Annotated in this window: 20 protein-coding genes; all 20 read left to right on the top strand. The window is 58.2% G+C overall.

Annotated elements, in window-relative coordinates:
* Nucleotides 1–12: 12 nt before the first annotated feature.
* The 20 genes from rpsB to kdsA all read left to right on the top strand — a co-directional run bounded on the left by rpsB (nt 13) and on the right by kdsA (nt 23,510).
* Nucleotides 13–750 carry a 30S ribosomal protein S2 gene (gene rpsB, locus FGA82_RS22710; protein WP_003222119.1) on the top strand — a complete coding sequence of 246 codons (738 nt, stop codon included), beginning with the start codon at nt 13–15 and terminating at the stop codon, nt 748–750.
* A 190-nt stretch (nt 751–940) separates the two neighbouring features.
* Nucleotides 941–1,804 (top strand): translation elongation factor Ts, encoded by an 864-nt coding sequence (tsf, locus tag FGA82_RS22705; protein WP_095119292.1) that lies wholly within the window; start codon nt 941–943, stop codon nt 1,802–1,804.
* Nucleotides 1,805–2,014: 210 nt separating this feature from the next.
* Entirely contained in the window at nt 2,015–2,758 is a 744-nt protein-coding gene (gene pyrH, locus FGA82_RS22700) for a UMP kinase (protein WP_003222124.1), read from the top strand.
* Nucleotides 2,755–3,312: a ribosome recycling factor gene (gene frr / locus FGA82_RS22695; RefSeq protein ID WP_007908855.1), complete on the top strand. Its 558-nt coding sequence runs from the start codon at nt 2,755–2,757 to the stop codon at nt 3,310–3,312. The genes pyrH and frr overlap by 4 nt, the downstream gene beginning before the upstream one ends.
* 14 nt (nt 3,313–3,326) lie before the next feature.
* The gene (uppS, locus tag FGA82_RS22690; RefSeq protein ID WP_034156332.1) at nt 3,327–4,082 is read left to right on the top strand and encodes a polyprenyl diphosphate synthase; all 756 of its coding nucleotides are present in this window, start codon (nt 3,327–3,329) and stop codon (nt 4,080–4,082) included.
* Nucleotides 4,082–4,888 carry a phosphatidate cytidylyltransferase gene (locus FGA82_RS22685; RefSeq protein ID WP_141128831.1) on the top strand — a complete coding sequence of 269 codons (807 nt, stop codon included), beginning with the start codon at nt 4,082–4,084 and terminating at the stop codon, nt 4,886–4,888. The genes uppS and FGA82_RS22685 overlap by 1 nt, the downstream gene beginning before the upstream one ends.
* A complete protein-coding gene (gene ispC, locus FGA82_RS22680; protein ID WP_141128830.1) occupies nt 4,885–6,075 on the top strand; it encodes a 1-deoxy-D-xylulose-5-phosphate reductoisomerase in 1,191 nt (396 codons plus the stop codon). Before FGA82_RS22685 ends, ispC begins: the two co-directional genes overlap by 4 nt.
* Nucleotides 6,076–6,129: 54 nt before the next feature.
* The gene (gene rseP, locus FGA82_RS22675) at nt 6,130–7,482 is read left to right on the top strand and encodes a sigma E protease regulator RseP (protein ID WP_141128829.1); all 1,353 of its coding nucleotides are present in this window, start codon (nt 6,130–6,132) and stop codon (nt 7,480–7,482) included.
* A 74-nt stretch (nt 7,483–7,556) separates the two neighbouring features.
* A complete protein-coding gene (gene bamA, locus FGA82_RS22670; protein WP_141128828.1) occupies nt 7,557–9,932 on the top strand; it encodes an outer membrane protein assembly factor BamA in 2,376 nt (791 codons plus the stop codon).
* A gap of 45 nt (nt 9,933–9,977) precedes the next feature.
* Nucleotides 9,978–10,481: an OmpH family outer membrane protein gene (locus FGA82_RS22665; RefSeq protein WP_007908849.1), complete on the top strand. Its 504-nt coding sequence runs from the start codon at nt 9,978–9,980 to the stop codon at nt 10,479–10,481.
* A 3-nt stretch (nt 10,482–10,484) separates the two neighbouring features.
* A complete protein-coding gene (gene lpxD, locus FGA82_RS22660) occupies nt 10,485–11,540 on the top strand; it encodes a UDP-3-O-(3-hydroxymyristoyl)glucosamine N-acyltransferase (RefSeq protein ID WP_141128827.1) in 1,056 nt (351 codons plus the stop codon).
* A 106-nt stretch (nt 11,541–11,646) separates the two neighbouring features.
* Nucleotides 11,647–12,087 (top strand): 3-hydroxyacyl-ACP dehydratase FabZ, encoded by a 441-nt coding sequence (gene fabZ, locus FGA82_RS22655; RefSeq protein ID WP_003222142.1) that lies wholly within the window; start codon nt 11,647–11,649, stop codon nt 12,085–12,087.
* A complete protein-coding gene (gene lpxA, locus FGA82_RS22650) occupies nt 12,084–12,860 on the top strand; it encodes an acyl-ACP--UDP-N-acetylglucosamine O-acyltransferase (protein WP_141128826.1) in 777 nt (258 codons plus the stop codon). Before fabZ ends, lpxA begins: the two co-directional genes overlap by 4 nt.
* A 2-nt stretch (nt 12,861–12,862) precedes the next feature.
* On the top strand, nt 12,863–13,993 hold the full coding sequence (gene lpxB / locus FGA82_RS22645) for a lipid-A-disaccharide synthase (RefSeq protein WP_141128825.1): 1,131 nt from the start codon (nt 12,863–12,865) through the stop codon (nt 13,991–13,993).
* An 11-nt stretch (nt 13,994–14,004) separates the two neighbouring features.
* Nucleotides 14,005–14,631 (top strand): ribonuclease HII, encoded by a 627-nt coding sequence (gene rnhB, locus FGA82_RS22640; RefSeq protein WP_034156324.1) that lies wholly within the window; start codon nt 14,005–14,007, stop codon nt 14,629–14,631.
* 76 nt (nt 14,632–14,707) lie between these two features.
* Nucleotides 14,708–18,229: a DNA polymerase III subunit alpha gene (dnaE, locus tag FGA82_RS22635; RefSeq protein WP_141128824.1), complete on the top strand. Its 3,522-nt coding sequence runs from the start codon at nt 14,708–14,710 to the stop codon at nt 18,227–18,229.
* Nucleotides 18,230–18,368: 139 nt separating this feature from the next.
* A complete protein-coding gene (locus FGA82_RS22630; RefSeq protein ID WP_038357918.1) occupies nt 18,369–19,316 on the top strand; it encodes an acetyl-CoA carboxylase carboxyltransferase subunit alpha in 948 nt (315 codons plus the stop codon).
* Between the two features lie 108 nt (nt 19,317–19,424).
* Nucleotides 19,425–20,753: a tRNA lysidine(34) synthetase TilS gene (gene tilS / locus FGA82_RS22625; RefSeq protein WP_141128823.1), complete on the top strand. Its 1,329-nt coding sequence runs from the start codon at nt 19,425–19,427 to the stop codon at nt 20,751–20,753.
* 274 nt (nt 20,754–21,027) lie between these two features.
* On the top strand, nt 21,028–22,659 hold the full coding sequence (locus tag FGA82_RS22620; protein ID WP_007908841.1) for a CTP synthase: 1,632 nt from the start codon (nt 21,028–21,030) through the stop codon (nt 22,657–22,659).
* Nucleotides 22,660–22,664: 5 nt separating this feature from the next.
* The gene (gene kdsA, locus FGA82_RS22615; protein WP_016985082.1) at nt 22,665–23,510 is read left to right on the top strand and encodes a 3-deoxy-8-phosphooctulonate synthase; all 846 of its coding nucleotides are present in this window, start codon (nt 22,665–22,667) and stop codon (nt 23,508–23,510) included.
* The last annotated feature ends 125 nt before the right edge of the window (nt 23,511–23,635 follow it).

Raw genomic sequence — 23,635 nt, 5'->3', positions numbered from 1 at the left:
TAAGGAACTATCATGTCCCAAGTCAATATGCGCGATATGCTGAAGGCCGGTGTGCACTTCGGTCACCAAACCCGTTACTGGAATCCGAAAATGGGTAAGTACATTTTCGGCGCGCGTAACAAGATTCACATCATCAACCTTGAAAAAACCCTGCCAATGTTCAACGAAGCTCTGACTTTCGTAGAGCGTCTGGCCCAGGGCAAAAACAAGATTCTGTTCGTCGGCACCAAGCGTTCCGCTGGCAAGATCGTTGCTGAAGAAGCAGCACGTTGCGGTTCGCCGTACGTCGATCACCGCTGGTTGGGCGGCATGCTGACCAACTTCAAAACCATTCGTGCTTCCATCAAGCGTCTGCGTGACCTTGAAGTTCAAGCCGAAGACGGTACTTTCGCCAAGCTGACCAAGAAAGAAGCGCTGATGCGCTCCCGTGATCTCGAGAAGCTGGATCGTTCGCTGGGCGGCATCAAGGACATGGGCGGTCTGCCAGACGCACTGTTCGTGATCGACGTTGACCACGAGCGCATCGCGATCACCGAAGCCAACAAGCTGGGCATCCCGGTAATCGGCGTTGTCGACACCAACAGCAGCCCGGAAGGCGTTGACTACATCATCCCAGGCAACGATGACGCAATCCGCGCTATCCAGCTGTACATGGGTTCGATGGCTGACGCAGTAATCCGTGGTCGCAACAATGTTGCTGGCGGCACTGTAGAATTCGCAGCTGAAGAAACTCAGGCTGCAGCTGAGTAACTAACGCCCTGGCGTTGACTCAGTAAGCAAAAAGGGGGCTTGGCCCCCTTTTTGCCACCTCGAAAACCATTTGTCGGCAGCGCAGCTACAGCGTCTGTAACGTGCAGCGGCTACAAGCTGGTTCGGGAAGAATTGAACGCCCGTTCGATCGGGTGGAATGGTTGAAAACCTATCCAAGAGGAATTTGAAAATGGCAGCAATTACTGCAGCGTTGGTTAAAGAACTGCGCGAGCGTACCGGCGAAGGCATGATGGACTGCAAGAAAGCCCTGGAAAAGGCTGACGGCGACATCGAAAAAGCCATTGATGACATGCGTGCTTCGGGCGCGATCAAGGCTGCGAAAAAGGCTGGCAACGTTGCCGCTGAAGGCGCAATCGCAATCAAGGACGACGGTAAGGCTGCCGTTATCCTGGAAGTGAACTCGCAGACCGACTTCCTGGCCCTGCAAGACGACTTCAAAAACTTCGTTGCTGCCAGCGTTGAAAAAGCTTTCGCTGACAAGCTGACCGACGCTGCTCCGCTGATCGCTTCGCAAGAAGCTGCTCGTGAAGCACTGGTTGCCAAAGTAGGCGAAAACGTCAACATTCGTCGTCTGGCTCGTATCGAAGCTGACGTTGTAGGTTCGTACCTGCACGGCAACAAGATCGGTGTTGTTGTGGCTCTGAAAGGCGGTGACGTCGAGCTGGCCAAAGACATCGCAATGCACGTAGCTGCTAGCAACCCTGAGTTCCTGCTGCCTTCGCAAGTTTCGGCTGAAGCGATCGAGCGTGAAAAAGCTGTGTTCCTGCAGCTGAACGAAGAGAAGATCAAAGGCAAGCCAGAAAACATTGTTGAAAATATGGTCAAAGGCCGTATCAGCAAGTTCCTGGCAGAAGCAAGCCTGGTTGAGCAGGCGTTCGTCAAGAACCCTGAAATCAAGGTTGGCGAGCTGGCCAAGAAAGGCGGCGCAGAAATCGTTTCCTTCACCTACTACAAAGTGGGTGACGGCATCGAGAAGCCAGTAGACAACTTCGCTGAAGAAGTTGCTGCCCAGCTGGCTGCCGCCAAGCAGTAAGACGGTTTTTCAACTGTCGCCGAAAGAGGCTGCCCGCTAACGCGCGCAGCCTCTTTTCAGATGGGGTTGCCAATTTTTTAATTGGTTTCCACTTGGAACTGACTTACAAAGCCATGTTCCGATGGCGCTGAAGCAGCGCCAAGCTAGAGTGAACGCCAGCTGTAAACAGCTCGCAAAGAATTTTTAAATACGCCGCAGGAGAGATTCGCAATGGCTCAGCAGGGCAGTGGTTATCAGGCTCGCTATAAACGCATTCTACTCAAGCTTAGCGGCGAGGCCCTGATGGGCTCGGAAGAGTTCGGGATCGATCCAAAAGTGCTGGATCGCATGGCGCTGGAAGTCGGCCAACTGGTTGGCATCGGCGTACAGGTCGGTCTGGTGATCGGTGGCGGTAACCTGTTCCGTGGCGAAGCCCTGAGCAAAGCCGGTATGGATCGGGTTACAGGCGACCACATGGGCATGCTGGCCACTGTGATGAACGCCCTGGCCATGCGCGATGCGCTGGAACGTGCCAATATCTCGGCCATCGTGATGTCGGCCATTTCCATGGTGGGTGTGACTGATCACTACGATCGTCGCAAAGCCATGCGTCACCTGAACTCCAAAGACGTCGTGATCTTCGCAGCCGGTACCGGCAATCCGTTCTTCACGACGGATTCGGCAGCCTGCCTGCGTGCAATCGAAATCGATGCCGACGTCGTGCTCAAAGCGACCAAGGTCGATGGCGTTTACACCGCAGACCCGTTCAAAGACCCGCATGCCGAGAAGTTCGATCATCTGACTTATGATGAAGTGCTGGATCGCAAGCTGGGCGTGATGGATCTGACCGCTATTTGCCTGTGCCGCGACCACAAGATGCCGCTGCGCGTATTCAACATGAACAAGCCCGGTGCCCTGCTGAACATCGTCCATGGCGGCGCTGAAGGCACCCTGATCGAGGAAGGTCAACAATGATCAACGAAATCAAGAAAGACGCTCAAGAGCGCATGCAGAAATCCCTGGACTCTCTGGCCCACGCATTTGGTCAGATTCGTACCGGCAAGGCTCACCCTAGCATTCTGGGTAGCGTGATGGTGCCGTACTACGGCGCAGATACCTCCATCACCCAAGTGGCGAACATCACTGTAAAAGACTCGCGCACCCTGCAAGTCGTTGCGTTCGAGCGCAATATGCTCGCAGCGGTCGACAAGGCAATTCAGAGTGCTGGCCTGAACCTCAACCCGACCAACCTGGGCGAGTTGCTGCTGATCTCCATGCCTGCCCTGACTGAAGAAACCCGCAAGGGCTTCACCAAGCAGGCGCGCAGTGCCGCCGAAGACGCCCGTGTTGCCGTGCGCAACATTCGTCGTGATGCCCTGGGCGAGCTGAAGAAGCTGGTCAAGGACAAAGAAATCAGCGAAGACGAAGAGCGTCGTGCCGCTGCCGATATTCAGAAGCTCACCGACAAGGCCGAGGCTGATATCGACACGGCTACCAAGCAAAAAGAAGCGGATCTGATGGCCGTATAAGGTTCGAGCTTTTAATGGATAAGACCAAGCAGACTGCGCCGTCCGCGGTGCCGCGCCATGTCGCGATCATCATGGATGGCAACAATCGCTGGGCGAAAAAACGCTTTATGCCGGGTGTCGCCGGGCATAAAGCGGGCGTGGACGCTGTGCGTGCCGTGATCGAGGTGTGCGCCGAGGCCAAGGTCGAAGTGCTCACCCTGTTCGCGTTTTCCAGTGAGAACTGGCAGCGCCCGGCCGATGAGGTCAGCGCCTTGATGGACTTGTTCTTCAAGGCATTGCGTCGTGAGGCCAAGCGCCTCAACGACAACAACATCAGCCTGCGCATCATTGGCGATCGTTCGCGCTTTCATCCGGAGCTTCAGGCAGCAATGCGTGAAGCTGAAGCGATGACGGCGGGCTCCAACCGCTTCATCCTGCAGATCGCCGCCAATTACGGTGGTCAGTGGGACATTGCGCAAGCTGCACAGCGTCTGGCGCGTGAAGTCCAGGCCGGACACTTGCGTCCGGAAGACATCACCCCGGATCTGCTGCAAACCTGTCTGGCGACCGGCGATCTGCCGTTGCCAGACCTGTGCATTCGTACCGGTGGCGAGCATCGCATCAGCAACTTCCTGCTGTGGCAACTGGCTTACGCCGAGTTGTACTTCTCCGACCTGTTCTGGCCGGACTTCAAACACGATGCCATGCGCAATGCGCTGGCCGATTTCGCTTCGCGCCAGCGTCGCTTCGGTAAAACGAGCGAACAGGTCGAAGCTGGAGCCCGGGTTTAATGCTTAAACAACGAATCATTACTGCACTGATCCTGCTGCCGATTGCCTTGTGCGGGTTTTTCCTGCTGGAAGGCTCCGGTTTTGCCTTGTTCATCGGTCTGGTCGTGACTTTGGGTGCCTGGGAATGGGCGCGTCTGGCTGGTTTCACCGGGCAAGCGTTCCGCGTGGGTTTTGCCGCCGTGGTCGCGTTCATGTTGTTCATCATGTACATCCTGCCCGGGCTTGCGCCGTGGGTGCTGGGTGCGTCTGTATTGTGGTGGGCGGCGGCGACCTGGCTGGTGCTGACCTACCCGCGTTCCAGCGTGCATTGGTCCAGTGCGGCAACCAAACTGGTCATCGGCCTGCTGATTCTGCTGCCGGCCTGGCAAGGTCTGGTGCAGATCAAACAATACCCGCTGGGTAACTGGCTGATCATGGCTGTGATGGTGCTGGTCTGGGGTGCCGACATCGGTGCCTACTTCTCTGGTCGCAAGTTCGGCAAGCGCAAGCTGGCCCCGCAAGTCAGCCCGGGCAAGAGCTGGGAAGGCGTCTACGGCGGTCTGGCGCTAAGCCTGCTGATCACCACGATTGTCGGTCTGGTGCGTGACTGGACCGTCGCCGAACTGCTTAAAGGCTTGATCGGCGCCGCACTGATCGTCTTCATCTCGGTTGTCGGCGACCTGACTGAAAGCATGTTCAAGCGTCAGTCCGGTATCAAGGACAGCAGTAATCTGCTGCCCGGTCATGGTGGTGTGCTTGATCGTATCGACAGTCTGACTGCCGCAATTCCAGTGTTTGCCGTGCTGCTGTGGATGGCTGCACCGTGAGTCGCCCTCAACAGATTACCGTTCTGGGCGCGACGGGCTCGATCGGCCTGAGCACGCTGGATGTTATTGCTCGTCATCCTGAGCGTTATCAGGTCTTCGCGTTGAGTGGTTTCACGCGTCTGAGTGAGCTTTTCGCTTTGTGCGTGCGTCACGTGCCGCAATTTGCCGTGGTGCCCGAGGCCGCCGCCGCGCGTGGCTTGCAGGATGATTTGCGCGCCGCCGGTTTGCCGACCCGTGTGCTGGTGGGGGAGGAGGGCCTGTGTCAGGTCGCTGCTGCTCCGGAAGTCGATGCGGTAATGGCAGCGATCGTTGGGGCGGCAGGTCTGCGTCCGACCCTGGCCGCCGTTGAAGCCGGCAAGAAGATTCTCCTCGCTAATAAAGAGGCGCTGGTGATGTCCGGCGCCTTGTTCATGCAGGCGGTGCGCAAGAGCGGTTCGGTGTTGCTGCCGATCGACAGCGAGCACAACGCGATCTTCCAGTGCATGCCACAGGATTTTGCCCGTGGATTGAGCTCTGTCGGTGTCCGCCGGATTTTGCTCACAGCCTCTGGTGGTCCGTTCCGACAGACGCCGATGAGTGAACTGGCGCATGTTTCACCTGATCAGGCGTGTGCGCACCCGAACTGGTCCATGGGGCGCAAGATTTCGGTCGATTCGGCCAGCATGATGAATAAAGGTCTCGAGCTGATCGAGGCCTGTTGGTTGTTTGATGCAAAACCCTCGCAGGTTGAAGTGGTGATTCACCCGCAGAGCGTCATTCACTCGCTGGTCGATTATGTCGATGGCTCGGTGTTGGCGCAGTTGGGCAATCCGGATATGCGGACGCCGATCGCCAATGCCTTGGCCTGGCCGGAGCGCATTGATTCTGGCGTGGCGCCGCTGGATTTGTTTGCTGTCGCGCGTCTGGACTTCGAAGCACCGGATGAAGAGCGTTTCCCTTGTCTGCGTTTGGCACGGCAAGCTGCCGAGGCTGGCGACAGTGCGCCGGCGATGCTCAACGCAGCCAACGAGGTGGCGGTGGCAGCGTTTCTCGACGGACGGGTTCGTTACCTGGAAATCGCGAGTATCATCGAGGAGGTCTTGAGCCTCGAGCCGGTCGTTGCGCTGGCAGATCTCGATGCCGTGTTTACGGCTGATGCCAAGGCGCGAGCTCTGGCTGAGCAATGGTTGAAGCGCCACGATCGATAGAATTTGCTACACAATGGCTACACGCGGCACTGAACAGGATTGCGGAGAAAGTAGATGAGCGCGCTCTATATGATTGCCGGCACCCTGATCGCCTTGGGTGTGCTGGTCACCTTTCACGAATTCGGCCACTTCTGGGTCGCACGTCGCTGTGGCGTCAAGGTTCTACGTTTCTCTGTAGGCTTTGGCATGCCGTTATTGCGCTGGCACGACAAGCAAGGCACCGAGTTTGTGGTTGCCGCGATTCCGCTGGGCGGCTACGTCAAAATGCTCGACGAGCGCGAGGGTGAGGTTCCGGTCGATCAACTTGATCAATCGTTCAATCGCAAATCCGTGCGTCAGCGTATCGCCATTGTTGCGGCCGGCCCCATTGCCAACTTTCTCTTGGCGCTGGTGTTCTTCTGGGTGTTGGCCATGCTCGGCAGCGAGCAGGTGCGTCCGGTCATCGGTGCGGTTGAGTCCGGCAGCATCGCCGCCAGCGCCGGCTTGAGCGCAGGCCAGGAAATCGTCGCTATCGATGGTGAGCCTACTACCGGTTGGGCGGCCGTCAATCTGCAATTGGTACGACGTCTTGGTGAAAGCGGTTCTCTGCAATTGCTGGTGCGTGAGCAGGGTTCGACTGCGGATACGCCGCGTGAGCTGAAGCTGGACAATTGGCTCAAAGGCGCTGATGAGCCGGATCCGATTCGCTCGCTGGGTATTCGCCCGTGGCGCCCGGCGTTGCCGCCGGTACTTGCCGAGCTTGATCCAAAAGGTCCGGCCCAGGCCGCAGGCCTGAAGACTGGCGATCGTTTGCTGGTACTCGACGGTCAGGCGCTGAATGACTGGCAGCAGGTGGTCGATACCGTTCGTACGCGTCCTGATACCAAAATCATGCTGCGCATCGAGCGCGACAGTGCTCAAATCGACGTCCCTGTGACCTTGGCGGCGCGTGGTGAAAGCAAATCGCCAAGTGGTTATCTGGGCGCGGGCGTGAAAGCAGTCGACTGGCCGCCGGAGATGATTCGCGAGGTCAGTTACGGGCCGTTGGCGGCGATTGGCGAGGGTGCTCGTCGCACTTGGACCATGAGCATCCTGACGCTCGATTCACTGAAGAAAATGCTGTTCGGCGAGCTCTCGGTAAAAAACTTGAGTGGACCGATAACCATTGCTAAAGTGGCGGGCGCTTCTGCCCAGTCGGGCGTCGCTGATTTCCTGAATTTCCTTGCTTATCTGAGTATTAGCCTGGGGGTTCTGAATTTGCTGCCCATTCCTGTACTGGATGGGGGGCATTTGTTGTTTTATCTGATCGAGTGGGCGCGTGGTCGTCCCTTGTCGGATCGGGTGCAAGGTTGGGGGATACAGATCGGTATCAGTTTGGTGGTCGGGGTGATGTTGCTTGCTCTGGTCAACGATCTGGGTCGACTGTAACGCTTCGCTGAATTGCGAATCTGCCGCATTTTGCGGCAGTTTGTTTATTGCCAGTTGGAATAAGAAAGGACTTCATGAAACGTCTGCTGCTAACTGCGGTTCTCACCGTATTGATGATCGCCGAAGTTCACGCCGAGTCCTTCACTATCTCTGATATTCGCGTCAATGGCCTCCAGCGGGTCTCCGCGGGTAGCGTCTTTGGTGCCTTGCCGTTGAACGTCGGTGAGCAGGCGGATGATCGTCGCCTGGTGGAATCCACTCGTGCGTTGTTCAAAACCGGTTTCTTTCAAGATATCCAGCTGGGCCGCGAAGGCAACGTTCTGGTCATCACGGTCGTCGAACGTCCGTCGGTCGCCAGTATCGAAATCGAAGGCAACAAGGCGATCTCGACTGAAGACCTGATGAAAGGTCTCAAGCAATCCGGTCTGGCCGAAGGCGAAATCTTCCAGCGTGCCACCCTTGAAGGCGTGCGTAACGAACTGCAGCGTCAGTACGTCGCGCAAGGTCGCTACTCGGCTACGGTCGATACCGAAGTGGTATCGCAGCCGCGTAACCGCGTCGGCCTGAAAGTGAAAATCAACGAAGGCACCGTTGCGGCCATTCAGCACATCAACGTGGTAGGCAACACGGTTTTCCCTGAGGAAGACCTGACCGACCTGTTCGAGCTGAAGACCACCAACTGGCTGTCGTTCTTCAAGAACGACGACAAGTACGCCCGTGAAAAACTGTCCGGTGACCTGGAGCGCCTGCGTTCCTACTACCTGGACCGTGGCTATATCAATATGGATATCGCTTCGACGCAGGTGTCGATCACCCCGGACAAGAAACACGTCTACATCACTGTCAACGTCACCGAAGGCGAGAAGTACACCGTTCGTGACGTCAAGCTCAGCGGTGATCTGAAAGTCCCTGAAGATCAGGTCAAGTCCTTGCTGCTGGTGCAGAAAGGTCAGGTGTTCTCGCGCAAGCTGATGACCACCACGTCCGAACTGATCACCCGTCGTCTGGGTAACGAGGGTTACACCTTCGCCAACGTCAACGGCGTACCGCAGCCGCACGATGATGATCACACTGTAGACATCCTGTTCGCTGTTGATCCGGGCAAGCGCGCCTACGTCAACCGCATCAACTTCCGTGGCAACACCAAGTCCGAAGACGAAGTGCTGCGTCGTGAAATGCGTCAGATGGAAGGCGGCTGGGCTTCGACTTACCTGATCGACCAATCCAAGACCCGTCTTGAGCGTCTGGGCTTCTTTAAAGAGGTCAACGTCGAAACCCCGGCTGTTCCGGGTGTCGACGACCAGGTTGACGTGAACTACGCCGTTGAAGAACAGGCTTCCGGTTCGATTACCGCAAGTGTCGGTTTCGCCCAGAGTGCTGGTCTGATCCTCGGTGGTTCGATCACCCAGAACAACTTCCTCGGTACTGGTAACCGCGTCAGCATCGGCCTGACCCGCAGCGAATACCAGAGCCGCTACAACTTCGGCTACGTTGACCCGTACTGGACCGCCGATGGCGTGAGTCTGGGTTACAACGCGTTCTATCGCACTACTGACTACAAAGACCTCGACGTCGACGTGGCAAGCTATGCGGTAGACAGCCTGGGTGCCGGCGTTAACGTTGGTTACCCGATCAGCGAGACTTCGCGTCTGACGTTTGGTCTGTCGGTTCAACAAGACGAGATCAAGACCGGTACCTACACCGTTGACGAGATTTTCGACTTCGTTAACAAGGAAGGCGACAAGTACCTGAACTTCAAGGCCTCGGCCGGCTGGTCTGAATCGACCCTGAACAAAGGCGTACTGCCGACCCGTGGCCGTTCCCAGAGTCTGACGCTGGAAACTACCGTGCCGGGCAGCGACCTGTCGTTCTACAAGCTTGATTACCGCGGTCAGCTGTTCCAGCCGATCAGCGAGAACTACACCCTGCGTCTGCATACCGAATTGGGTTACGGCGACGGTTATGGTTCGACTGACGGCTTGCCGTTCTATGAAAACTACTATGCTGGTGGTTTCAACTCGGTACGTGGCTTCAAGGACAGCACCCTTGGCCCGCGCAGTACGCCGAGCCGTGGCACCAACCCGGGTACGCTGGCCGACCCGGACCAGGACCCACTGCCGTTCGGTGGTAACGTCCTGATCCAGGGTGGTGTCGAGGTTCTGTTCCCGTTGCCGTTCGTGAAAGATCAGCGCTCCCTGCGTACCTCGGTATTCTGGGATGTCGGTAACGTGTTTGACTCCAAGTGCTCGGACACTACCAATGCCAACGGTACCAAGTCGAACACGCAGTGCAACGACATCAGCCTGAGCAACATGGCCAGTTCCGTGGGTGTGGGCGTGACCTGGGTCACCGCACTGGGTCCTCTGAGCTTCGCGTTGGCCATGCCGATCAAGAAACCGGATGACGCTGAGACTCAAGTGTTCCAATTCTCCCTCGGCCAGACGTTCTAAGCGTCTGACCCAAGATAACGACAATGGATTTTGTAGGAGTGCATCGTGCGTAAGTTGACTCAATTGGTTCTCCTGGCCTCCTTGATGGTGGCAGGCCCGGCATTTGCTGACATGAAAATTGCCGTTCTGAACTATCAGATGGCCTTGCTGGAATCCGACGCTGCGAAGAAATACGCCGTGGATGCCGAGAAGAAGTTTGGTCCGCAGCTGACCAAACTGAAGACCCTGGAAAGCAGTGCCAAGGGCATTCAGGATCGCCTGATGGCCGGTGGCGATAAAATGCAGCAAGGTGAGCGTGAGCGTCTGGAGCTTGAATTCAAGCAAAAGGCCCGTGACTTCCAGTTCCAGTCCAAAGAACTGAACGAAGCCAAAGCTGTTGCCGACCGCGAAATGCTCAAGCAACTGAAGCCGAAGCTGGATAGCGCAGTGGAAGAAGTCATCAAGAAAGGTGGTTTTGACTTGGTGTTCGAGCGTGGCGCAGTGATTGATGTCAAACCTCAGTACGACATCACGCGCCAGGTTATCGAGCGCATGAATCAGCTGAAGTAACCCATGACCGTGACTATCAAGCTCGGCCAGTTGGCCGAGTTCCTCGGCGCCACCTTGCGTGGCGACCCTGAGACGCAAATTACTGGGCTAGCCACTTTGCAAGAGGCTGGCCCAGCTCAGTTGAGCTTTCTGGCAAACCCTCAATACCGCAAATACCTGGCCGGCTCGCAGGCAGCAGCCTTGCTGCTCAAAGAAGCTGATGCCGAAGGTTTTGCCGGTAATGCTTTGGTGGTGCCTGATCCTTATCTGGCTTACGCGCGTATCTCTCACTTGTTCGACCCCAAGCCGAAAGCCACTGCGGGTATCCATCCGTCAGCGGTCATTGCGGCGGACGCCATGGTTGATCCTACTGCCAGCATCGGTCCTTTTGTAGTGATCGAGGCCGGCGCGCGAATTGGTCCGCAAGTGACGCTGGGCGCGCATTGCGTCGTCGGTGCCCGCAGCGAAATCGGCGAGGGCGGCTGGCTCGCCCCGCGCGTGACGCTGTATCACGACGTGCGTATCGGCAAGCGTGTGGTGATCCAGTCCGGTGCCGTGCTCGGCGGTGAAGGCTTCGGCTTTGCCAACGAAAAAGGTATCTGGCAGAAGATCGCCCAGATCGGTGGCGTGACCATCGGCGACGATGTCGAGATTGGCGTGAACACCGCCATCGACCGCGGCGCTCTGGCTGACACCGTGATCGGTAATGGCGTGAAACTCGACAACCAGATCCAGATTGCCCATAACGTTCAGGTCGGTGATCACACGGCCATGGCGGCGTGCGTCGGGATCTCCGGCAGCACCAAAATCGGCAAGCATTGCATGCTCGCCGGCGGTGTTGGCCTGGTCGGCCACATTGATATTTGCGACAACGTTTTCCTGACCGGGATGACCATGGTGACCCACTCGATTACCGAGCCGGGTGCCTATTCTTCCGGTACAGCCATGCAACCGGCGGCCGAATGGCGCAAAAGCGCGGCCCGCATCCGTCAGCTCGATGACATCGCGCGACGGTTGAAACAGCTGGAAAAGCGCGTAGGGGAAGTGACCCCTGACGGCAATGCTTCATCAGATGGCTGATACCATTTCCATATCAAGTGTGCACAGCCTCTAGACTGCCTCCTTGATTTGCTAGAGGAGTGCGCGTCAGTCGCGCTCCCAATCTTTACATAGGCTTCCCCCCGAAATGATGGACATCAACGAGATTCGCGAATACCTGCCTCACCGTTACCCGTTCCTGCTGGTGGACCGGGTTGTGGAACTGGACACTGAAGGCAAGCGCATTCGCGCCTACAAGAATGTCAGCATCAATGAACCGTTCTTCAATGGTCACTTCCCTGCGCATCCAATCATGCCGGGTGTGCTGATCATCGAAGCGATGGCTCAGGCTGCCGGGATCCTCGGTTTCAAAATGCTTGATGTGAAGCCCGCCGACGGCACGCTCTACTACTTCGTCGGTTCCGACAAGCTGCGCTTCCGCCAGCCTGTGTTGCCGGGCGATCAGCTGATCCTTGAAGCCAAGTTCATCAGCTGCAAGCGTCAGATCTGGAAGTTCGAATGCCAGGCTTCGGTCGATGGCAAGCCGGTCTGCTCCGCTGAGATCATCTGCGCGGAACGCAAGCTATGAGTTTGATTGACCCTCGCGCAATCATCGATCCGTCGGCCGTTCTGGCCGACGGCGTCGAGGTCGGCCCGTGGTCGATCATCGGCGCAGGTGTGGAAATCGGCGAGGGTAGCGTGATCGGGCCGCATGTAATCCTCAAAGGCCCGACCCGCATCGGCAAGCACAATCGCATCTATCAGTTTTCCTCGGTAGGCGAAGACACGCCCGATCTGAAATACAAAGGCGAAGAAACCCGCCTGGTGATCGGTGACCACAACGTCATTCGTGAAGGTGTGACCATCCACCGTGGCACCGTTCAAGACCGTTCGGAAACCACCCTGGGCGATCACAACCTGATCATGGCCTATGCGCACATCGGGCACGACAGTGTCATCGGCAACCACTGCATTCTGGTCAACAACACGGCGTTGGCCGGCCATGTGCATGTGGATGACTGGGCGATCCTCTCCGGGTTCACCCTTGTTCACCAGTATTGCCACATTGGCGCGCACAGCTTTTCCGGCATGGGCACTGCCATTGGCAAGGACGTCCCGGCGTTCGTCACCGTGTTCGGCAACCCGGCCGAAGCGCGCAGCATGAACTTCGAAGGCATGCGCCGTCGCGGCTTCAGCGAGGACGCGATCCACACCCTGCGTCGCGCTTACAAAACCGTCTATCGCCAGGGCCTCACGGTCGAACAGGCGCTGGCTGAGCTGGCCGAACCTGCGGCGCAGTTCCCGGAAGTCGCGATATTCCGTGACTCCATTCAGTCGTCGACTCGCGGCATCACTCGCTGATCATGGCCAATCTGCGTATTGCGCTGGTGGCGGGTGAAGCTTCCGGTGACATTCTCGGCGCCGGCCTCATGCGCGCGCTCAAGGCTCAACACCCGGCGGTCGAGTTCATCGGCGTCGGCGGCCCGTTGATGCAGGCCGAGGGGTTGACCTCCTATTTTCCCATGGAACGTTTGTCGGTCATGGGTCTGGTGGAAGTCCTCGGCCGTTTGCGTGAGTTGCTCAAGCGCCGCAAGGACCTGATCGCCACGCTGATCGCCGCGAAGCCGGACGTGTTCATCGGTATCGATGCACCGGACTTCAACCTCAATATCGAATTGAAGCTGCGTCAGGCTGGGATCAAGACCGTCCATTACGTCAGCCCGTCGGTATGGGCGTGGCGCCAGAAGCGTGTGCTGAAGATCCGCGAAGGCTGTGATCTGATGCTGACACTGCTGCCGTTCGAAGCAAAATTCTACGAAGACAAAGGCGTGCCGGTGCGGTTCGTTGGCCACACGCTGGCCGACACCATTCCGCTGGAGGCCGATCGCGCTGCGGCGCGTGCCGAGCTGGGCTTGCCCGACGGCCCGCTGGTGGCGTTGATGCCCGGCAGCCGTGGCGGCGAAGTGTCCCGACTGGGCGCGCTGTTCCTCGATACCGCTGAACGTCTGCGTGCATTGCGCCCGGGTTTGCGCTTTGTCATCCCGTGCGCCAACCCGGAGCGTCGCGCGCAACTTGAAGAGATGCTCGCCGGCCGCGATCTGCCGGTGACCTTGCTCGATGGCAAATCCCACCTCGCTCTGGCGGCGTGCAACGCCGTGTTGATCGCTTCCGGCACCGCCACCCTTGAAGCACTGTTGTACAAGCGACCGATGGTGGTGGCGTACCGTTTGGCACCGCTGACGTTCTGGATACTTAAACGCATGGTCAAGAGCCCGTACGTGTCGCTGCCGAACCTGCTGGCCCAACGTCTGCTGGTGCCAGAATTATTGCAGGATGATGCAACAGTCGAAGCACTGGCGCAGACCCTGTCGCCATTGATCGAAGGTGGCGAAGAACAGACGCGCGGCTTTGATGAGATCCACCGCACGCTGCGGCTGGACGCCTCCAATCAGGCGGCGGACGCCGTCCTCAACCTGATCGGTCAGACACGATGAGCAAGACAAGCATGCAGATGGGCCTGGATTTCACCCTGGTCGCCGAAGTTGAAGACCTGGTGGCCGGCGTCGATGAAGTCGGTCGTGGCCCTTTGTGCGGTGCGGTGGTGACAGCGGCGGTGATTCTCGATCCGAACCGGCCGATCCTCGGCCTCAACGACTCGAAGAAACTCACCGAAGCCAAGCGCGAAAAGCTCTATGACGAAATCATCGAGAAATCCCTGAGCTGGTGCATCGCCCGTGCGGAAGTCGAGGAAATCGACGAGCTGAACATCCTCCACGCAACCATGCTGGCCATGCAGCGCGCCGTCGCTGGCCTGCACATCCAGCCGAAACTGGCGATGATCGACGGCAACCGCTGCCCGCAACTGCCGATGCGCGCCGAAGCGGTCGTGCAGGGCGACGGCAAGGTTCCAGCCATCGCTGCCGCGTCGATTCTGGCCAAGGTCAGCCGCGACCGTGAAATGGCCGCGTTTGAATTGATCTACCCGGGTTACGGCATCGGTGGCCATAAAGGCTATCCGACGCCCGTTCATCTGGAAGCGTTGGTGCGGCTTGGCCCGACGCCGATTCACCGGCGCTCGTTCGCCCCGGTGCGTCAGGCTTATGAAGCGCTCGAAGGCCTGACACAGGTTTAGTCGCAAGGCTGATGTTTTGTTCGAGGCCCGGTACAATCCGGGCCTTGTTGTCTCTATGTAACTGGACAGGATCACTATGCCGGCTTCATTCGTTCATCTACGCCTGCACACTGAATACTCCCTGGTCGACGGGCTGGTGCGGATCAAGCCGCTGGTCAAGGCGCTGACGGCCATGAACATGCCGGCGGTCGCGGTCACCGACCAGAACAACATGTGTTCTCTGGTCAAATTCTATAAAAACACCATGGGCGCGGGCATCAAGCCGATCTGCGGTGCCGACCTGTGGCTGTCGAACAAAGACCCGGACGCACCGCTGAGCCGGCTCAGCCTGTTGGTGATGAACGCCAAGGGCTATCGCAACCTCACCGAGTTGATCTCGCGCGGCTTCATCGAAGGTCAGCGCAACGGCATGATCATCGTCGAGCGCGAGTGGGTTGCTGAAGCCAACGAAGGCCTGATCATGCTGTCCGCCGCCAAAGAAGGCGAGATCGGCATGGCCATGATCGGCGGCAATCCGGCTGAAGCCGAAACTCTGACGCGCGAATGGATGGCGGTGTTCCCGGATCGTTTCTATCTGGAAATCCAGCGCACCAATCGTCCTAACGATGAAGAGCAGCTGCACGGTGCCGTCGCACTTGCCGACAAACTTGGCGCGCCGCTGGTGGCGACCAACGATGTACGTTTCATCAAGCAGGAAGATTTCGCCGCCCACGAAACCCGCGTGTGCATCGGTGAGGGCCGCGCCCTCGACGATCCGCGGCGCTCGAAGAATTACAGCGATCAGCAATACCTGAAAAGCGCCGAGGAAATGATCGAGCTGTTCAGCGATATTCCTGACGCGATTGAAAACACCGTCGAGATCGCCAAGCGCTGCAATATCGAAGTGAAGCTGGGCACTCACTTCCTGCCCAACTTCCCGATTCCCGATGGCATGACCATCGATGAATATTTCCGCAAGGTCTCCTTCGACGGTCTCGAAGAGCGCCTGTCGGTGCTGCTGCCCAAGGACACCACCGAAGACTACGAAGCCAAGCGTCAGGTCTACGTCGACCGCTTGAATTTCGAGCTGGATATCATCATCCAGATGGGTTTCCCCGGTTACTTCCTGATCGTGATGGACTTTATCCAGTGGGCCAAGAACAACGGCGTGCCGGTAGGTCCGGGCCGTGGGTCGGGTGCCGGTTCGTTGGTGGCTTATGTACAGAAGATTACCGACCTCGACCCGCTGGAATACGACCTGCTGTTCGAACGTTTCCTTAACCCGGAACGGGTATCCATGCCCGACTTCGACGTCGACTTCTGCATGGACGGTCGTGACCGCGTGATCGACTACGTGGCCGAGAAGTACGGCCGCAACGCGGTAAGCCAGATCATCACCTTCGGTTCCATGGCCGCCAAGGCTGTGGTGCGCGACGTGGCGCGGGTACAGGGCAAGTCCTATGGCCTGGCGGATCGTCTGTCGAAGATGATTCCGTTCGAAGTCGGCATGACCCTGGAAAAAGCCTACGAGCAGGAAGAAATCCTCCGTGACTTCATCAAGGTCGATGAAGAGGCTGCGGAAATCTGGGAGATGGCGCGCAAGCTCGAAGGCGTTGTGCGTAACGTCGGTAAACACGCCGGTGGTGTGGTAATCGCGCCGACCAAGCTGACTGACTTTTCGCCGATCTATTGCGACGAGGCCGGTGATGGTCTGGTAACCCAGTTCGACAAGGATGACGTTGAAGCCGCCGGTCTGGTGAAGTTCGACTTTCTCGGTCTGCGGACCCTGACGATCATCGATTGGGCGCTGAAAACCATCAACCGCGACCGCGCCAAGGTCAACGAGCCACCGCTGGATATCGCGTTTATCCCGCTGGACGATAAACCGACGTACTCGTTGTTGCAGAAAGCTGAGACCACCGCGGTATTCCAGCTTGAATCGCGTGGTATGAAAGAGCTGATCAAAAAGCTCAAGCCCGACTGCCTGGAAGACTTGATCGCACTGGTGGCCCTGTTCCGTCCGGGCCCGCTGCAGTCCGGCATGGTGGACGACTTCATCAACCGTAAGCACGGTCGCGCCGAACTGGCGTACCCGCACTCGGATTACCAGTACGAAGGTTTGAAGCCTGTTCTGGCGCCGACCTACGGCATCATCCTGTATCAGGAACAGGTGATGCAGATTGCCCAGGTCATGGCCGGTTACACCCTCGGTGGTGCGGACATGCTCCGTCGCGCCATGGGTAAGAAAAAACCCGAAGAAATGGCCAAGCAGCGCGGCGGTTTCATTGAAGGTTGCGCGACCAACAATATCGACGCCGACCTCGCCGGTAACATTTTCGACCTGGTAGAAAAATTCGCCGGTTACGGCTTCAACAAATCCCACTCCGCCGCCTACGGCCTGGTCTCGTACCAGACTGCATGGTTGAAAGCCCACTACCCTGCGCCATTCATGGCCGCGGTACTCTCGGCGGACATGCACAACACCGACAAGGTCGTGACCTTGATCGAGGAAGTGCGCACGATGAAACTGCGCCTCGACGCGCCGGACGTGAACACTTCGGAGTTCAAGTTCACGGTGAACGATGAGGGCCGGATCATTTATGGCCTGGGCGCGATCAAGGGCGTAGGCGAGGGGCCAGTTGAGGCGATCACTGAGGCGCGTCTGGCGGGGCCATTCAAGGACCTGTTCGATTTCTGCGCCCGGGTCGACCTCAAGCGCATCAACAAACGCACGCTCGACGGCTTGATTCGCAGCGGCGCTCTGGATCGCCTTGGCCCGTACTTCCACGATGAGCAAAAAGCCTACCAGGCCAACATCGACCGCAACCGCGCGGTGCTGCTGACGGCCATGGAAGAGGCGATCAAGGCCGCCGAACAAACTGCACGCACTCAGGACAGCGGGCACTCGGACCTGTTCGGTGGACTGTTCGTCGAAGAAGACGCTGACGTTTACGCCAACCATCGCAAGGCCAAGGAGTTGACGCTCAAGGAGCGGCTCAAAGGGGAGAAAGACACCCTGGGCCTTTACCTGACCGGTCACCCGATTGATGAATACGAAGGTGAAATTCGTCGTTTCGCCCGCCAGCGCATCATTGATCTGAAACCGGCGCGTGATACCCAGACCGTCGCGGGCATGATCATTGCGCTGCGGGTCATGAAGAACAAGAAGGGCGACAAGATGGGGTTCATTACCCTGGATGACCGTTCTGGACGCATCGAGGCCTCGCTGTTTTCCGAGTCGTTCCATGCGGCGCAGTCGTTGTTGCAGACTGACGCGATGGTGGTCGTGGAAGGCGAGGTCAGCAATGACGACTTCTCCGGGGGCCTGAAGCTGCGGGTCAAACGTGTGATGAGCATGGAAGACGCCCGGACCAACCTGGCCGAAAGTCTGCGTCTAAAGCTTCAGACTCAGGACTTGAAAGGCGATCAGCTACGCTGGTTGGGCGAGTTGCTCAAGCGTCATCGTGGCGCTTGCCCGATCACCATGGAATACACCAGCCCGGATGCCAAGACCTTGTTGCAGTTTGGCGAGACCTGGCGAATTGATCCGGCGGATGCCTTGATTCAGGCTCTGCGTGACCAGTTCGGGCGAGACAACGTCTTTCTCCAATACCGTTGACCGGCAAGTGCCATCACTGCGCTTGCCCGCAACCTGAATTTTTAATCTCGACCTCAGCGCGCCTCTCCCTTAAGGTAGGGCGCGAATAGACAACCGGCCGGCCCAAGCTCATTTGGGACACGACCCAAGACGGACGCCTATGAACCCGAATTTTCTAGATTTCGAACAGCCGATCGCCGACCTGCAAGCCAAGATCGAAGAGTTGCGCTTGGTCGGTAATGACAATTCGCTGAATATCGGCGATGAGATCTCCCGCCTGCAGGACAAGAGCAAAACGCTGACCGAAGACATCTTCGGCAAGTTGACCAGCTGGCAGATCGCACGCCTGGCGCGTCACCCGAAACGCCCGTACACCCTCGACTATATCGAGCACATCTTCACCGAGTTCGACGAACTGCACGGCGACCGTCACTTCTCTGACGACGCCGCAATCGTTGGCGGTATCGCCCGTCTGGAAGATCAGCCGGTGATGATCATCGGTCACCAGAAGGGCCGTGAAGTCCGTGAGAAGGTGCGCCGCAACTTCGGCATGCCGCGTCCGGAAGGCTACCGCAAGGCTTGCCGTCTGATGGAGATGGCCGAGCGTTTCAAGATGCCGATCCTGACCTTCATCGACACCCCGGGTGCCTATCCGGGTATCGACGCTGAAGAGCGCAACCAGAGCGAAGCGATTGCCTGGAACCTGCGTGTGATGTCGCGTCTGAAGACCCCGATCATTGCCACCGTTATCGGTGAAGGTGGTTCCGGCGGTGCATTGGCGATTGGTGTCTGCGATCAGCTGAACATGCTGCAATACTCGACCTACGCGGTGATCTCGCCGGAAGGTTGCGCTTCGATTCTGTGGAAAACCGCTGAAAAAGCGCCGGATGCTGCTGAAGCGATGGGTATCACCGCCGAGCGCCTGAAAGGCTTGGGCATTGTCGACAAGGTGATTGGCGAGCCTCTGGGCGGCGCACACCGTGATCCGGCTGCCGCGGCAGCATCGATCCGTGCCGAGCTGAGCTCGCAACTGGCGATGTTGAAGAAGTTCGATAACGAAGCGCTATTGAAGCGCCGTTATGATCGACTGATGAGCTACGGTCTCTAAGTCGAACGCAATACCCCTGTAGGCGCTGCCGAAGGCTGCGATCTTCCGAGATCAAAAGATCGCAGCCTTCGGCAGCTCCTACAGGATCCTTGAGAAGCGACCCTCTCTATGAATTCTTCGAAGAGTGATTTGCCTTCCCGGCTATTGCTGAAACTTGAGCCTTGGCGCAATGCCGCTCATTGGCGTATCGCCTTCTCTGGTGGCCTCGACTCAACTGTTCTGCTGCATCTGCTTGCCGATCTGGCAAAAAACGTATCACTCCCTCCGTTAAGCGCCATCCATATCCATCACGGCCTCCAGGCTGCGGCTGATGCGTGGCCGCAGCATTGCCAAGCAGTTTGCGACGCACTGGGCGTGCCGTTGCTGATTGAACGGGTGAAGGTGCAGCCGGGCGCGAGTCTGGAGCGGGCGGCGCGGGATGCGCGATACGCTGTGTTCAGTGCGCTGACGCAAGCCAATGATGTACTGCTGACCGGTCAGCATCGTGACGATCAGGCAGAAACGCTGCTGTTTCGTCTGTTGCGCGGTGCCGGTGTCAGAGGGCTTGGCGGGATGCCGCAGCAACGGCCAGTGGGGCAGGGCACACTGATTCGCCCTTTGCTGGACTTCTCTCGTTCCGAGCTGGAGGCGTATGCGCAGACTCATCAATTGCGCTGGATTGAAGACCCATCGAATGAGGATCGGCAATTCTCGCGCAACTATCTGCGCCATCAAGTCATGCCGCTGCTGACCGGGCGCTGGCCACAAGCGCAGGCGAGCATGGCCCGCAGTGCCGCGCATCTGCGTGAAGCCCAGGGGCTGCTCGATGAACTGGCGCAGATCGATCTGGCACAAGCCGCGACTGCTCATGATTTCGCATGGTTGGGTTTGCCGTCGCTGGAACTGGCGCCACTTGCCGCTCTGTCCGCCGCCCGCCAACGAAACGCGATCAGCCATTGGCTCGAGCCCTTTACACAACTGCCCGATAGCGACCATTGGTCGGGATGGATGGATCTGTGCGAGGCCGCTCACGATGCCTCACCGATCTGGCGCCTGGCCGATGGCGAGCTCCACCGCAGTGCCGGTCGTCTGTGGTGGCTCAGCGGCGACTGGCTACGCACTCCAGTGATCGGCACCGAGTGGCAGAGCCCGGCGTCAGCGCTACGCTTGGCCGATAACGGACGTGTCATGTTCACGGGGCAGTCGCCTTGCGGGCCGCTGCGCATTGTCTATCGTCAGGGCGGTGAAGTGATGCATCTGGCGGATCGCGGCCATCGCGACCTCAAGCGCCTGCTCAATGAGCGCTCGGTGCCGGGTTTCGTCCGTGGCAGATTGCCGCTGCTGTTTCGCGGCGATGAATTGCTCGCGGTGGCGAACCTGCCGGGACTTGATGGCCCTGTGCTGGACGGCTGGAAATTGCATTGGCAGCCAACAGACGAAGATCAAGGTTTGAGCTGAAAGGAGCATTCCGGTAGACTACGCTCCCTTCTTGATACAACTTCTGTGGATTCGCCTGAATTGCAGGAGTTGCCGATTACCAAGCAGTCTTTGCTGGGCGATTCCAAAAAATGTGTAGCGAGCAACGTACCGGTGTTTCACCTGCCGGTCTGTCCCAACGCGGCGGTTTTTTTGAAAGGTGCACTGTGATTAATGCAGGTGATCGGGGGCTTCGGCCTTCCTTCGCTTTCCCCGGCGGCTCGTACCGCTTTAACGCAGACTTCTAGGGTTTTTCATGACGCGCTACATATTCGTCACGGGCGGTGTTGTTTCTTCATTGGGGAAAGGCATTGCATCGGCTTCATTGGCGGCCATCCTGGAGGCGCGGGGACTTAAGGTCACCATGCTGAAGCTGGACCCGTACATCAACGTCGACCCGGGCACGATGAGCCCGTTCCAGCACGGTGAAGTGTTCGTCACCCACGACGGCGCCGAAACCGACCTGGACCTGGGCCACTACGAGCGGTTCATCCGCACGACCATGACCCAGAACAACAACTTCACCACTGGCCGTGTCTACGAGCACGTGCTGCGCAAAGAGCGCCGTGGTGACTACCTGGGTGCGACCATCCAGGTAATCCCGCACATCACCGACGAAATCAAGCGCCGCATCATCAAGGGTGCCGGTGACGCTGACGTGGCGATGGTTGAAATCGGTGGCACCGTCGGTGACATCGAGTCGCAACCTTTCCTTGAAGCCATCCGTCAACTGCGTTTCGAAGTCGGCGCCAAGCGCGCGATGCTGATGCACCTGACGCTGGTGCCGTACATCGCCACCGCCGGCGAGACCAAGACCAAACCAACCCAGCACTCGGTAAAAGAGCTGCGTTCGATCGGTCTGCAGCCGGACGTGCTGGTGTGCCGTTCCGATCATCCGATCGACATCTCGTCGCGTCGCAAGATCGCTCAGTTCACCAACGTTGAAGAACGTGCGGTGATCGCGCTGGAAGACGCCGACACCATCTACAAGATCCCGGGCATCCTGCACTCGCAAGGTCTGGACGATTTCGTCGTTGAGCGTTTCGGTCTGCAATGCGGCAGCGCTGATCTGTCCGAGTGGGAAGCGGTGGTTGACGCCAAGCTGAACCCGGAACACGAAGTGACCATCGCCATGGTCGGCAAGTACATGGAGCTGCTGGACGCTTACAAGTCGCTGATCGAAGCGATGAGTCACGCCGGCATCAGCAATCGCACCAAGGTCAATCTGCGTTACATCGACTCCGAAGACATCGAAAACCAGGGCACTGCGCTGCTCGAAGGTGTTGATGCGATTCTCGTACCGGGCGGCTTCGGTCTGCGCGGCGTGGAAGGCAAGATCACTGCCGTTCAGTACGCTCGCGAAAACAAGGTTCCGTATCTCGGCATCTGCCTCGGTATGCAAGTGGCGGTCATCGAATTCGCCCGTAACGTGATGGGCTGGAAAGACGCCAACTCCACCGAGTTCGATCGCGCCAGCGGCCATCCGGTTGTCGGTCTGATCACCGAGTGGGAAGACGCGACCGGTGCCGTTGAAGTGCGTACCGAATCGTCCGACCTGGGCGGCACCATGCGTCTCGGCGCTCAGGACTGCCTGCTCGAAGCCGGCTCCAAGGTGCACGACTGCTATGGCAAGGACGTGATCGTCGAGCGTCACCGTCACCGTTACGAAGTGAACAACAACCTGCTGCCACAACTGATCGAAGCCGGCCTGAAAATCTCCGGTCGCTCCGCTGATGCTGCGCTGGTTGAAGTGGTGGAGGCGGCCGATCACCCATGGTTCGTCGCTTGCCAGTTCCACCCTGAGTTCACCTCGACACCACGCGATGGCCATCCGCTGTTCAGCGGTTTTGTCAAAGCCGCGTTGGCTCAACACCAGAAGAAGGCGTAACCCCGATGGCACAGAAGATCATCCGCGTCGGCGACATCGAGATTGCCAACGACAAACCCATGGTGCTGTTCGGCGGCATGAACGTGCTGGAAAGCCGTGACATGGCCATGCAGGTTTGCGAAGAGTACGTGAAGGTCACCGAGAAACTCGGTATCCCTTACGTGTTCAAGGCCAGTTTCGACAAGGCCAACCGTTCTTCTGTGACCTCCTATCGTGGTCCTGGCCTGGAAGAGGGCATGCGCATCTTCCAGGACATCAAACAAGCCTTCGGCGTGCCGATCATCACCGACGTCCACGAGCCTGATCAGGCCGCGGTCGTCGCTGAGGTCTGCGACATCATTCAACTGCCGGCCTTCCTGTCGCGCCAGACCGATCTGGTCGTCGCGATGGCCAAGACCAATGCAGTGATCAACATCAAGAAAGCCCAGTTCCTCGCACCTCAGGAAATGAAACACATCCTGAACAAGTGCGTGGAAGCGGGTAACGATCAATTGATCCTCTGCGAGCGTGGTTCGAGCTTCGGCTACAACAACCTCGTGGTCGACATGCTCGGCTTCGGCATCATGAAGCAGTTCGAGTACCCGGTATTCTTCGACGTGACCCATGCGCTGCAAATGCCGGGTGGTCGTGCCGACTCCGCCGGCGGTCGCCGTGCACAGGTTCTGGATCTGGCCAAGGCCGGCATGAGCCAGTCGCTGGCGGGTCTGTTCCTCGAAGCGCATCCGGATCCGGACAACGCCAAATGCGACGGCCCTTGCGCCTTGCGTCTGGACAAACTGGAGCCATTCCTGGCCCAGCTCAAAGCTCTGGACGAACTGGTGAAGAGTTTTCCGACGGTAGAAACCGCGTAACACTCAATTCTCCGGTAAAGTACCGCACGATTTGTCGCTCATGCCCTCGGGCATGAGCGTTATCGTCTGCAAGTCTGCCCGCTGCACACCCCTTGCCGACGGTAAAAAGATTTCCTCTAGCTGCG

Source organism: Pseudomonas fluorescens, assembly GCF_005938625.1.
Classification (GTDB): Bacteria; Pseudomonadota; Gammaproteobacteria; order Pseudomonadales; family Pseudomonadaceae; genus Aquipseudomonas; species Aquipseudomonas fluorescens_BD.
This window is presented reverse-complemented; position numbering and strand designations above follow the sequence as displayed.